Raw genomic sequence first — 13,268 nt, forward strand, 5'->3', positions numbered from 1 at the left:
TCTTTTTATCGATTATACGCACATAAATCCGATTAAATACAAAAATAAATAAAAATATTGCTCCTTTTCTTACTTTTTAATCTACATTTGGAAATGAAAATTTTAATCTTTTATTAACATTTAACCTACAGAAAATGAAAAGAAAATTACTCAGTAAAATTGCGCTTGTACTAAGCGTATCATTATTTGCTATTGACGGAAGCGCCCAAGATTCTGCCAAAAACGTAAAACAAAAAGTTGTTGACGAAAATGGGAAACCATCCCTAATCACTTTCAATGAAAACTCCACTTACAAATCGACAGATTCTAAAAAAGTGTTGACGGAACAATTAGAATTAAAAGATAATTCTACATTTTCTATTATGAACACTGAATCTGACAAATCTGGTTTCTCCCACGAAAAGTTTCAATTATACCACCAAGGTGTAAAAGTAGAATACGCGACCTACTCACTCCATTCTAAAAATGGAAAAATAACTTCCATGAGCGGTGAATATTATGACATACAAAATACAGCAGCAATTCCAACTATCTCGCAAGAAACTGCCTTTAAAAAAGCGCTCAACCAAATAGGCGCTTCAACATACTTATGGGAAAATCCTGAAAACGCTTCAAAAATAGGATACCATAAACCTGAGGGAGAATTAGTTTTTCTTCCTTCTATGATTGATCAAGGTGAAAAAAACACAAATCAAAAAGCTCGTTTAGCATACAAATTTGACATCTATGCAACGAGTCCTGTTAGTCGAGGTGATTTATATATCGATGCAATAACTGGGGAAGCACTTTACTACAATGCAACAATCAAACATCTTGGTGAATATAGCCATGCAAAAAGTAGTAGCTTAAATAAGGTTTCAGCAAAAAACACAAACGCTGCAAAAACTTTCTTTGTATCAGCAAATGCGGCTACTAGATATAGCGGAACTCAGTCAATACAAACTGCTTTAAGCGGTTCTTCTTACATATTATCTGATGCTACACGTGGAAACGGAGTTCAAACATTTAATATGAAAAAAGGAACTAATTATAGTGCTGCGGTAAATTTTACAGATAGCGACAATAACTGGACTGCTACGGAATTTAATAATGCCAATAAAGACAATGCTGCCCTTGACGCACATTGGGGAGCAGAAAAAACATACGACTATTTTTCCGCAGTTCATGGAAGAAACAGTTACGATAATATAGGTGCGGCGATAAAAAGTTACGTGCATTATGACCTCGCTTATGACAATGCTTACTGGAATGGTAGCGTTATGACCTATGGTGACGGAAGCGACACCTATTTTGATGCCTTAACATCAATAGATGTTGCTGGACACGAAATTGGTCATGCCGTTTGTGAGAAAACAGCAAATTTAGCCTACCAGAAAGAATCTGGCGCGATGAATGAGGCTTTTTCTGATATTTGGGGCGCATGTATCGAATACTACGCATCACCAGGGAAATCTACTTGGTTAATCGGAGAAGACATAGAAAGACGAGCAGGTCGTCTAGCATTACGTTCTATGAGTGATCCAAAAAGTGAAGGGCAACCAGATACTTATGGCGGAACAAATTGGAAACTAATTGAATGTGGTACTCCTACACAAGCAAATGATTATTGCGGGGTACATACAAACAGCGGAGTGTTAAATCATTGGTTTTACATCTTGACGATAGGAAAATCAGGAACAAATGACATTGGAAACTCTTATAATGTTACCGGAATAAATATTGATAAAGCTGCCAAGATAGCTTATCGTTTAGAAAGTGTTTATTTATCTGCTAATTCTACCTATGCTAATGCCAGAACTTATGGTATTCAAGCAGCAACTGACTTATACGGAGCTGGATCTCCTGAAGTTATAGCTACAACTAATGCATTTTATGCTGTAGGTGTTGGCTCAGCTTATGGAGTACTAAATTATTGTGCTTCAAAAGGAAATAGTGTTGCCGATGAATACATTAGCAAAGTTCAATTAGGCACCATAAATAATACAACTACTGGTGGTAGTGGTTATACTGATTATACTTCTATTTCGACCAACTTAACAAAAGGAGTTTCAAGCACAATTACAATCACACCAACATGGCCTGGAACAAAATATAATGAAGGCTATGCCGTATGGATCGATTATAATAAAAATGGAGATTTTAGCGATGCTGGAGAATTAGTTTGGAGTAAAGCTGCATCTCAAACAACACCAGTTACAGGTTCGTTTACAGTGCCAACGTCAGCGGCTAATGGAGCGACACGAATGAGAGTCGCAATGAAATACAATGCAATACCAACTTCATGTGAAGCTATTTCTTATGGTGAAGTTGAAGATTATACCGTAAATATTGCAGCCGGTGCCGCAGACACAACCGCTCCAACTATTCCTGCAAACTTAGCTGCTTCAGGAACAACCACCACAGCCACAAATCTAACGTGGAGTGCGTCATCAGATAATGTTGGTGTTACAGGATATAATGTTTACCAAGGAACGACATTAAAAAGCTCCGTTACAGGAACGTCATACACCGTTACAGGATTAGTTCCAAATACAGCATATACATTTACAGTAAAAGCAAAGGATCTTGCAGGAAATATATCGGCATCTAGTAATGTGGTAAATGTAACTACATTAAATAATACTCTAGTATATTGTACTTCTAAAGGGAACTCTGTAGCTGATGAATATATTGACTATGTTTCAATAGGAGGTATCAATAACACTACAGCTGGTAATGCTGGATATGGTAACTTTACTAACCTTGTTGGTAATCTTCCTTATGGTTCAAACACTATCTTGTTTAGTGCTGGTTTTAGCGGTACAGCTTACACTGAATATTGGAAAATCTGGATTGACTATAATCAAAATGGAACTTTTGAAACTGCTGAAGAAATGGTGTCAGGATCCTCTTCTAGTAGCGCAAACTTAACAAGCACATTTACGGTTCCTACCTCAGCTTTAGCGGGTCCAACTCGTATGAGAGTGTCAATGAAATACAATGCGGCACAAACTGCATGTGAGGCTTTCTCTTATGGAGAAGTTGAAGATTACACTGTTAATATTGGTGCTGCCGCAATAACAACCATTACAACTGCCAAAGTCGCAATTGATTTAGGAAACGAAGATTCAATTTCAGATGTAGTAATGTATCCAAACCCTGCAGATAACATCCTAAATGTAAGAATGGCGGATAGTAGAAAAGGAACTTACCGACTTATTAATTTCCTTGGTCAACAAGTTGACGCAGGTAAACTATCTGAAAGCGGAATAAACGTTAATAAATTAGGAGCTGGAGTTTATATCTTAGAAGTAAATGACGGTCAAAAAACAGTGGCTAAAAAATTCGTGAAAAATTAACATCACTTAAAAATAGAAAAAAGCTGTCTCTTTCGAGACAGCTTTTTTATTTAAAAATAATAACGATTGACATAATATTATTACTTTATTATGTTTTACGACTAAATACAATTCAAACAGATTAATCATTTTCCTATATAATGTTAGAATAATATATAAAAACTCATGATTTTTAATTTTTTTTAACATTTTAATTCACTATTTTAAGAAATAAACTTATTTTTAGGAAAAATAACCAAAACCAAAAAATGAAAACAACTCTACTCGGAAAGATCGCATTATTTGCATCCGTTTCTTTGTTAACATTACAAACGAACGCGCAAGATGCAAGTAAAAATGTGAAACAAAAATTTATCGACCAAAGAGGAAAACCTTCTTTGATAATTTTTAATGAAAAATCATCTTATAAGGAATCTGATTCACAAAAAGCATTTAAAGAACAATTAGATTTAAAAGACAATTCTAACTATACGAAAACGAAATCTGAAAAAGACAAATTAGGCTTTTTACATGAAAAATTTCAATTATTCCATCAAGGGGTAAAAGTGGAATTTTCGACCTATACGTTGCATTCTAAATCAGGGAAATTAGAATCAATGAGCGGCGAGTTTTATCAACTAGAAAATGTAAATATAAACGCTACATTATCAAAAGAACAGGCTTTTAACAGCGCATTAAAAGAAATTGGTGCAACAAAATACCTTTGGGATTCTCAAGCAGATGCAAAACTTATTGATTATAAAAAACCCGAGGGAGAATTAGTTCTATTGCCTATTACGGATGAAGATGTTACTGGTAAAAAAAAGGAGCAACTTCGTTTAGCATATAAATATGACATTTATGCCACAAACCCCGTAAGCCGTGGTGATATTTATATTGATGCAGTTACAGGAAAATCCTTATTTTACAACGCCACTATTAAACATTTAGGCGAATATAGTCATGGAAGTAAAAACATTGGCAACACTGAAAATGTAAATGCTGCGACAGCTTTTGTTGCCGCAAACGCAGCTACACGCTATAGCGGAAATCAAACCATACAAACTGCCTCAAGTGGAGGATCGTATATCCTTTCTGACGCTACTCGTGGTAATGGAGTTATGACCTACAACATGAACAAAGGTACTAACTACTCTTCAGCAGTTAATTTTACAGATGCCGACAACAATTGGACTGCAGCTGAATATAACAATGCAAACAAAGATAATGGGGCATTAGATGCTCATTGGGGAGCCGAAAAAACATATGATTATTGGACGTCCGTTCATGGAAGAAACAGCTTTGACGGTGCAGGAGCTGCCATAAAAAGTTATGTACATTACAGTAGTAATTATGATAATGCTTACTGGAATGGTAGTGTAATGACATATGGCGATGGAAGCGGAACTTATTTTGATATTCTTACATCAATTGATGTTGCCGCACACGAAATAGGTCATGCCGTTTGTTCAAATACAGCAAATTTGGCTTACCAATTAGAATCTGGCGCTATGAATGAGGCGTTTTCTGATATTTGGGGAGCTTGTATCGAATACTATGCCGCTCCAAATAAATCTACCTGGTTAATAGGAGAAGATATTGAACGAAGAGCAGGACACTTAGCATTGCGCTCCATGAGCAATCCAAAAAGCGAAGGGCAACCAGATACATATGGCGGAACGAACTGGGTCGATCAATCTAGATGTAGACCAAGTAATAGAAATGATTACTGTGGTGTTCATACTAACAGTGGTGTATTAAATCACTGGTTTTATATTCTTACACAAGGTAAAAATGGAACAAATGATATTGGAAGTTCATATAGTGTAACGGGTATAGGAATAGATAAAGCTGCTAAAATTTCTTATCGTTTAGAAAGTGTTTATTTATCGGCAAACTCAACTTATGCAGAAGCTAGAACTTATGGAATTCAAGCATCAACTGATCTGTACGGAGCTACTTCAGCGGAAACAATAGCTACAACAAATGCATTCTATGCAGTAGGAGTAGGCGCCGCCTATATTGGCTCGACAGATACTGTTGCTCCAACGGCTCCAACAAGTCTTGCGGCATCAGGAACAACAACTACATCAACGAACTTATCTTGGACAGCATCTACTGATAATGTAGGGGTTACTGGATATAATGTTTACAATGGTACAACTTTAGTAACTACGGTGACTGGATTAACTTATACTGTGACAGGATTATCAGCAAGTACGGCTTATACTTTTGCTGTAAAAGCTAAAGATGCCGCTGGAAATGTATCTGATTCAAGTAACACTGTAAGTGTAACTACCCTTACTCCTACTCCTGACACTACTGCTCCTACTGCTCCAACAAGTTTAACAGCTGCTTCGACTACAGCAACTTCAACTAATTTAACTTGGACCACCTCTACAGATAATGTAGCAGTAACAGGATATGATGTATATCAAGGTAGCACGTTAAAAGCAACTGTAACAAGCACTTCATATGCTGTAACTGGATTAACTGCCAACACTGCTTATAGCTTCTCTGTGAAGGCGAAAGATGCTGCAGGAAACATTTCTGCTTCAAGTAATGTAATTAGCGTAACAACCACTGCTCCTGTAGTTTCAAACTATTGTGCTTCTCAAGGAAATAGTACTGCCAGCGAAAACATTGCTAGTGTCGTTTTTAATACAATTAATAATACTACTTCAAGTGGTAGCGGTTATGTAGATTACACTTCAATTTCAACGAATGTATCAAAAGGAAGTACCTATACAATTACTATAACACCATTTTGGGCAAATAGAAAATTCAAAGAAGGATACTCCGTATGGATTGATTTTAATGCCGATGGAGATTTTAACGATGCTGGAGAACAAGTAATGACCATTGGAGCAACTCCAAGTTCTTCTGTTAGTGGAACAATTTCAATTCCAACATTAGCAACTACTGGTACAACCAGGATGAGAGTTTCCATGAAAAATGGAGGTGTCCCTTCTGCTTGTGAAACTTTTTCTGATGGGCAAGTCGAAGATTATACCGTTATAATTGATGGTGCTGCATTTAACGGAATCAATTCTTCAACTGCAAATGAAAACTCAGGTTTTGATGTTACTTTATACCCAAACCCAACAACTGAATTTATAAATATTTCTGTAAACGAACATAAAGAAGGTTCGTATAAAATTTATAACTCACTTGGATTTGAAATCCAAAACGGAAAAACTTCTGGAGACGCCATTAATGTGAGTAGCCTAACAAAAGGAATTTATTTCTTCGAATTCAATAACGGAGAAAAAACTGTTGTTAAACCTTTTGCAAAGAAGTAATACGTTCTTTTTAAATACTAGAAAAGCCTCACATCCTGTGAGGCTTTTTTTTATGAGATCAACTTCTTTCAAATAATAATTAGAGAAATAACAACTCTGTAATTTAACACACTGTTAGGTCTACTAAAAACCGAGGTCTAAAGCCTGTAAATTTGCTTTACTAAATGGTTTTTCAACAAAATGAATTATTTTTGAATACGAAGCTGCCTTGTCTTTGTCTTCTTGGTCTACAGAAGAAGTAACCATAATAACTTCGATTTTTTTATTAAACCCTTCTTGATGGATAATATCTAACAAGCCCCAGCCATCCATAACAGGCATGTTGATATCCAAAAATAGTAAAATACGTTCCTCATCATTAGAAAGGCTATCAAAAAAATCCAAAGCCTTAGTTCCCGAATTAAAGGTTCTCGGCGAATCATGAAGACCAACTGCTTTTATTATTTTACTGTGTAAAAACAGAATTATTTCATCATCATCTACAACAACTACATGGTAACTCATTTGTCTTCAATTTTATTTATTGTTTCTGTTTTTTTTACAATATCCCTAATAATAGAATCCAGTTCAGTACTTGAATCAAGAAAGTGATTCAATAAGTCTTCGTAGTCTGAAGGCATGTTAACTGATTCCTTCATAAACTCAACAATAGACATCATTTTTGCTAATGGAGCTCTAACAACATGAGAGTGTGTCCAGGCAATGTCTTTGAGACTTTTATTCTGGTCTTCAATCGTGTTAATGTGCTGCATCTGCTTGGTGATATCATTTGCAATAACCAACTTTGCTTTCTGATTGTTAAAGAAAACAATATTACTTTGAATTTCTACATCAATTATATTTCCGTTTTTTTTCTGATGTCTAAAATATCTTTTTTTTAAGCTATCTCTATATTGGTTAAAAGAATGAACTCCTTCGTCAAATAGTGGATAATCCTCCTCTGGTCGTATCTCTCTTATGGTCTTTTTTAAAAATTCTTCTTTGGTATAACCATATTTCTTTATAGCGGCCTCATTAACATCTAAAAATTGGAAAGTTCCCAGATCATACACCCACATAGCCAGCGGGCTTAGATGAAAAAGGTCCGTATATCGTGTTTTTGCATCATCATATGAATAAAATATTTTTTTGCGCTCAATTGAGCAAATAATACTCTTATACAACATCGCAGCTGTTAGGCCTTCCTTTACTAAATAATCTGAAATACCTTGGGAAATTAATTTGATACTGAAATCCACATCTGCATTTGTGGTTAGCGCTATTATAGGACAAAACAATACCTTATCTATCATTTCATTAACCAAATTTTGCGGACTTATATCTGGTAACGTAAGGTCTAGCAGGACAACATCAAAAAACTTATCGTCTGAAGACAAAATCGCAATGGCTTCTTCGAAGCTTTTTGCATATCTAATTTGAAAATCAAAATTAAGTTCCAATAACAACTGTTCAATCCGCGAAGCGTCAGTTAAATTGTCTTCAACAACTAAAATTAAATATGTATTTTCGTCTTTAATCATCTTGTATGAAAAATTGCAATGGGTATTGCAAAAGCTTTAAATTAAGGGGGGACTTTCTTTACTATGCTTTTTTTCAACCAGTCAAGATCTTAAAAAAGGAAGGGGGATTCTCGTTTCTGTTTTTAAAACAATTTCGATACCGCAAATATAGCATTCCTTTTTGTATTATGATATAATTATAGCTGTTTTGGGGCAGTCAGCCTAACTATCATTCCCTTTGGGTATAGCCTCAATCAGCATTTTTGTATATTCTTTTTGAGGATTGGCATACAAGGCATCTGCATCTGCAATTTCCTCTATTCTTCCCTTGTTCATAACTAAAACCTGATCACTCATATACTTCACCACAGCCAAATCGTGCGAAATAAAAATATAGGTAAACCCAAAATTCTCTTTTAACTCATTTAAAAGGTTTAAAACCTGTGCTTGAACGGATATGTCCAATGCTGAAACCGATTCGTCACAGACGATTAATTTGGGCTGTAACGCAATAGTTCTTGCTATTCCGATGCGTTGTCTTTGTCCACCCGAAAACTCATGTGGATACCGATTAAAATATTCTTCTCCTAAACCAACTCTTTCGAGAATTTCAATCGTTTTGGCTTTTCTTTCTTTGTCATTTTTATACAACCCATGCACTTTCATAGGTTCCATAATGGCCTTACCTACAGGAATCCTTGGATTCAATGACGAGTAAGGATCTTGAAAAATAATTTGAATTTCTTTTCTTAGTTTTTTGAGTTCTGCATTGCCAAGTTTAGTAATATCCTGACCTCGATATAATATTTGCCCTGCGGTAGCCTTGTCTAATTGTAATATGGCATTTCCTAAGGTCGATTTTCCACAACCACTCTCCCCTACTAAACCTAATGTTTCTCCCTCATACAATTTAAAACTCACGTCATTCACCGCTTTAAATCCTGATTTCTTTCCAAAGAAACCTGCTGTAGAAAAATATTCTTTCTCCACATTTATGACTTCCAAAATGGGTGTCTGACTGTACAATTTATTGTGAAAACTAGCTCTATCCTCTTGGGTTACTATCTCAGCATTAATTGTATCATCTAAGAAATTCTGAATCGTGGGCAATCTCTTCAATCGGAAATCTAAAGAAGGACGCGAAGCAATTAGGGCTTTCGTATAATTATGTTGCGGATCTTTGAATATCTGCTTTACTTCTCCTTGCTCCACAATTTCTCCTTGATACATCACCAAAACTCGATGAGCAATCTCTGAAACCAGTGACAAATCATGAGAAATGAATATAATACTCATCCCGGTTTCTTGCTGAATGTCTTTTAACAACTGGATAATTTCTTTTTGAACAGTTACGTCTAAGGCGGTTGTAGGTTCATCTGCTATCAACAATTGTGGTTTGCAGGCAATCGCCATAGCAATCATCACACGTTGTTTTTGCCCTCCTGAAATCTCATGAGGATATTTCTCGAATAATATTTCTGGATTAGGTAATTTAACTTTCTCGAATAACGAAAGTGTCTCCGTCTTGGTTTCTGCTCTTGACAAGCTTGTATGTTGCAACAAAATCTCTTGTACCTGAAAGCCACATTTCAAAGATGGATTCAGCGAACTCATCGGCTCCTGGAAAATCATGGCGATTTCATTGCCTCTAAGTTGCTGCAGTTCCTTTTCGTTTAGATTACCTACATTTTTACTATCAAAAAGAATCTCACCTGCTGAAATTCTTGAAATACTAGCAGGTAACAAACCCAAAATCGCTAAAGAAGAGACTGACTTCCCAGAACCAGACTCTCCAACTATACCTAGGATTTCATTCTGTTGTAAATCATAACTGATGTTCTTGATAACAGCGGTATAAACCCCTTCTTTTTTAAAGGAGATTTCGAGATTCTGAACGGAAAGTAAAGGCTTATTCATAAATGTAAAAGTAAAAATTTAACCGCTTTAAACACATTTTTTTTAAAAAGACTATCAAACAACAAAATACTTATGGCAGAAATTGAAGTAACCGCTTACATTCCATTTATTTACTATTCGTAAGCGGCTTATTAAACATGAATAATCTCATCATCAATCAACAAATCCTCTCTTCGTAGCCTAAGAAAAATCTGAGCAACGGCAATAGTGTCTTTCTCACAATAGGTTACAATCCGATCAATGTCTTTATCTACATAAAAAACATGACCTACTTGACTGCCGTCGATATCACCTTTTGGCGAAGGTACCCCAAGTACTTTGCACATTAATTTTAAAGAAGTATAATGCTTATAATCGCCAAACTTCCATAACTCCAGCGTATCCAAATGGGGGATTTCCCATGGTTTCTTACCAAATAAATTGAGTTTATCAGGCAGTGCGATTTGGTTGATAATCATTCTTCTTGCCATAAACGGAATATCAAATTCCTTAGCATTATGGCCGCACAAAATATGTTGCGGTTGGTTGAAGTGATTGTTTAATAAATTATTGAAGTCCTTCAGGATTGTCTTTTCCTCTCCAAAAAAGGAAGTGACCCGAAAGTTCCGGATATCCCCTTTGATGGTAAAGTATCCAACAGAGATACAAACTATTTTTCCAAACTCAGCCCAGATTCCCGCACGATCATAAAAATCTTCTGGAGTATACTCGTCTTTTCGTTGGTATTGGGTTTTGTGTTCCCACAGCTCTTTCATTTCCGAATCCAGTTCAGTGTAATCAGCGGCTTCTGGTACTGTTTCTATATCTAAGAAAAGGATATTATTGAGGTTGATTTTTTCTATCATATTTATGGCACGCAGATTTACACGGATTAATACAGATTTCCAATTCTCTCGAAAATTTCGATTGACATTAACGATGTTCGAATATAAAGAAAATCGGCCAACTTATATTTAATTCTCTAAAATAAACTTTGTTGATTTGTTGGGTTTTCGTGTTCCAAAAGCCATTTTTTACGCCACAAACCTCCTGCATAACCGGTGAGCGAACCATCTGAACCAATTACTCTGTGACAAGGCACAACAATCCAAAGCGGGTTTTTTCCATTGGCGGAAGCCACAGCCCGAATTGCTTTCACATCTCCTAAAATCTTGGACTGTTCTAAATAAGTTCTAGTTTTTCCAAAAGGAATCTCTAATAATGCTTTCCATACTTTTTGTTGGAATTCAGTTCCTTTTGGATTTAGTTTTAAAGTGAAGTCGGTTCTTTCTCCGTCAAAGTATTCGTTGAGTTGAGTGACTGCTTCTTGTAAAACGTTTGGAATTATAGCTGGAATCGTTGCCTCGTCTGCAACAGTAATTGAGAATATACCGTTTTTATCCCCAATAATTGTAGCAATACCCAGTGGTGTTTTAATGTGAGTAGTTTCCATAGTAAATAATTATGACCTGCAAAGTACACAAAGTTTTACGAAATTGTTTCTAAATAAAAAAACCACTCGATTTACGAATGGTTCTTATTTTTTAGCCCTGATGGAAACGACATCCTTTATGTTTTTGTTTTTAAAAACATAAAGATATAGTGTACAGCGGGAAAAAGCTCCTTAATCTACTACAAGTAGAATGTCTAAATTACTTTAAATTAGAATTGATATACGCTTCTAATCCTTGCAATTCTTCGATAGACATTGCTTTTGTAATTGCAAAATTTGCTTTCATTACTTCATATTGACTTGGGTCAACCAAGGGTTTTGCATCGTCTTTTAAGAAAGCGACAATGTTTCCGCCTTTGGCTTTATAAACTGCAGCAATATCTTGTACACTAGGCCCAATAGTTTTTGTGTCTACTTGATGACAGGTGGCGCAATTGCCTTTTCCTTTAAAGAGTGTTGCGCCAAGTTCTTCTGGAGTTTGGGCTACGGCTGGCATTCCTTCAGAAGATGCTTCTGTAGACGCCGCTGGTTCTTCTTTACCAAAAGATTCTTCTTCCTTTCCCTTACAAGAGAATGCTACTAATGCGATCGCAATAATTACTATTTTTTTCATGATTTTTAATATTTGAACTCAAAGTTAATCTACTAAAAGCTTTTAAAAAATGATAATTATCAGTTTTACTTATTTAAAATCACAGCGGCTTCTTTTGCAAAATAAGTCGAAATCAAACTTGCCCCTGCGCGTTTGATACACATAAGTTGTTCCATCATAATCTTATCATGATCTAACCAACCTCTTTCGGCAGCGGCTTTGATCATCGCATATTCCCCAGAAACATGAAATACCGTCACTGGAACATTTACAGCATTTTTTACTTCACGTACGATATCTAAATAAGCAATTCCTGGCTTAACCATTACCATATCTGCGCCTTCTTCAACATCCCAGAGGGCTTCTTTGATCGCTTCAATACGATTTGCATAATCCATTTGATAGGTTTTTTTGTCTTTTGGAATATCGTTATTGTCAACTGGCGCGCTATCTAATGCATCACGAAATGGCCCGTAAAACGCCGAAGCATATTTAGCGGAATAGCTCATGATTCCCACGTTATGGAATCCTGCAGCGTCAAGTCCTTGGCGCAGGCGCAAAACACGACCGTCCATCATATCAGATGGCGCCACAAAATCGGCACCAGCGGCAGCATGTGAAACGGCCATTTTCACTAAGGCGTCATTTGTAGGGTCGTTTGCTACATCTCCATTTTCAATAATACCATCGTGACCATAAATAGAATATGGATCTAAAGCGACATCTGGCATAACAATCATTTCGGGACAAGCGGCTTTGATAGCTCGAATCGCTTCTTGCATCAATCCGTCTTTATTCCAAGCTTCTTTTCCAGTATTGTCTTTTAGGTTTTCACTTACTTTTACGTAAATATTCACTGCACGAATGCCTAAAGCAAACAGCTCTTTGATTTCTTCCACCGTTAAATCAATCGAACGACGGAAAATTCCCGGCATCGAAGCGATTTCAATTTTTACATTTTCTCCCTCTGCAATAAACATAGGAAACATAAAATCTGACGGACTTAAAGTTGTTTCACGAACTAAACTTCTCATGGATTCGTTAGTTCTTAATCTTCTACCTCTGTGTAATGGGAACATAATGATGTATGATTAACGATTTTTGATTAACGATTTTTGATTTATGTTGATTGTCACCATTAATCAAAAATCATCGGTCTTCAATCTTATTATTTTTATATTTATTAGAATGTCGTTTAACGATTAGTTA

9 protein-coding genes are annotated in these 13,268 nt (G+C 35.9%); 2 read left to right on the plus strand and 7 right to left on the minus strand.

All coding sequences use genetic code 11. From position 1 onward, the window contains the following. The first annotated feature begins 134 nt into the window (after window positions 1-134). Window positions 135-3,338 (plus strand): M4 family metallopeptidase, encoded by a 3,204-nt coding sequence (locus BLV35_RS04540; protein ID WP_091085381.1) that lies wholly within the window; start codon window positions 135-137, stop codon window positions 3,336-3,338. A 248-nt stretch (window positions 3,339-3,586) separates the two neighbouring features. Continuing rightward, window positions 3,587-6,619: a M4 family metallopeptidase gene (locus tag BLV35_RS04545; RefSeq protein ID WP_091085386.1), complete on the plus strand. Its 3,033-nt coding sequence runs from the start codon at window positions 3,587-3,589 to the stop codon at window positions 6,617-6,619. Between the two features lie 123 nt (window positions 6,620-6,742). Here the strand turns inward: BLV35_RS04545 and BLV35_RS04550 are convergent, their stop codons facing one another. The 7 genes from BLV35_RS04550 to hemB all read right to left on the minus strand — a co-directional run bounded on the left by BLV35_RS04550 (window position 6,743) and on the right by hemB (window position 13,138). After that, window positions 6,743-7,123 (minus strand): response regulator, encoded by a 381-nt coding sequence (locus BLV35_RS04550; RefSeq protein ID WP_091085390.1) that lies wholly within the window; start codon window positions 7,121-7,123, stop codon window positions 6,743-6,745. After that, window positions 7,120-8,139 carry a PAS domain S-box protein gene (locus BLV35_RS04555; protein ID WP_091085396.1) on the minus strand — a complete coding sequence of 340 codons (1,020 nt, stop codon included), beginning with the start codon at window positions 8,137-8,139 and terminating at the stop codon, window positions 7,120-7,122. Before BLV35_RS04555 ends, BLV35_RS04550 begins: the two co-directional genes overlap by 4 nt. Window positions 8,140-8,340: 201 nt before the next feature. After that, the gene (locus BLV35_RS04560; RefSeq protein ID WP_091085397.1) at window positions 8,341-10,035 is read right to left on the minus strand and encodes an ABC transporter ATP-binding protein; all 1,695 of its coding nucleotides are present in this window, start codon (window positions 10,033-10,035) and stop codon (window positions 8,341-8,343) included. Between the two features lie 131 nt (window positions 10,036-10,166). After that, the gene (locus BLV35_RS04565; RefSeq protein WP_091085399.1) at window positions 10,167-10,880 is read right to left on the minus strand and encodes a 3'-5' exonuclease; all 714 of its coding nucleotides are present in this window, start codon (window positions 10,878-10,880) and stop codon (window positions 10,167-10,169) included. A gap of 116 nt (window positions 10,881-10,996) precedes the next feature. Then, a complete protein-coding gene (locus BLV35_RS04570; RefSeq protein ID WP_091085400.1) occupies window positions 10,997-11,467 on the minus strand; it encodes a methylated-DNA--[protein]-cysteine S-methyltransferase in 471 nt (156 codons plus the stop codon). A gap of 199 nt (window positions 11,468-11,666) precedes the next feature. Further along, window positions 11,667-12,080, minus strand: a complete 414-nt coding sequence (locus BLV35_RS04575) for a c-type cytochrome (protein WP_091085403.1) — start codon at window positions 12,078-12,080, stop codon at window positions 11,667-11,669. Window positions 12,081-12,145: 65 nt separating this feature from the next. After that, on the minus strand, window positions 12,146-13,138 hold the full coding sequence (gene hemB / locus BLV35_RS04580) for a porphobilinogen synthase (protein ID WP_091085406.1): 993 nt from the start codon (window positions 13,136-13,138) through the stop codon (window positions 12,146-12,148). Window positions 13,139-13,268 lie beyond the last annotated feature (130 nt).

The organism is Flavobacterium gillisiae, assembly GCF_900107635.1.
Classification (GTDB): domain Bacteria; phylum Bacteroidota; class Bacteroidia; order Flavobacteriales; family Flavobacteriaceae; genus Flavobacterium; species Flavobacterium gillisiae.

What these genes read in the sequence shown, in the direction of transcription:
- BLV35_RS04540 (WP_091085381.1), top strand. Translation starts at nt 135, where the DNA reads ATGAAAAGAAAATTACTCAGTAAAATTGCGCTTGTACTAAGCGTATCA.
- BLV35_RS04545 (WP_091085386.1), top strand. Translation starts at nt 3,587, where the DNA reads ATGAAAACAACTCTACTCGGAAAGATCGCATTATTTGCATCCGTTTCT.
- BLV35_RS04550 (WP_091085390.1), bottom strand. Translation starts at nt 7,123, where the DNA reads ATGAGTTACCATGTAGTTGTTGTAGATGATGATGAAATAATTCTGTTT.
- BLV35_RS04555 (WP_091085396.1), bottom strand. Translation starts at nt 8,139, where the DNA reads ATGATTAAAGACGAAAATACATATTTAATTTTAGTTGTTGAAGACAAT.
- BLV35_RS04560 (WP_091085397.1), bottom strand. Translation starts at nt 10,035, where the DNA reads ATGAATAAGCCTTTACTTTCCGTTCAGAATCTCGAAATCTCCTTTAAA.
- BLV35_RS04565 (WP_091085399.1), bottom strand. Translation starts at nt 10,880, where the DNA reads ATGATAGAAAAAATCAACCTCAATAATATCCTTTTCTTAGATATAGAA.
- BLV35_RS04570 (WP_091085400.1), bottom strand. Translation starts at nt 11,467, where the DNA reads ATGGAAACTACTCACATTAAAACACCACTGGGTATTGCTACAATTATT.
- BLV35_RS04575 (WP_091085403.1), bottom strand. Translation starts at nt 12,080, where the DNA reads ATGAAAAAAATAGTAATTATTGCGATCGCATTAGTAGCATTCTCTTGT.
- hemB (WP_091085406.1), bottom strand. Translation starts at nt 13,138, where the DNA reads ATGTTCCCATTACACAGAGGTAGAAGATTAAGAACTAACGAATCCATG.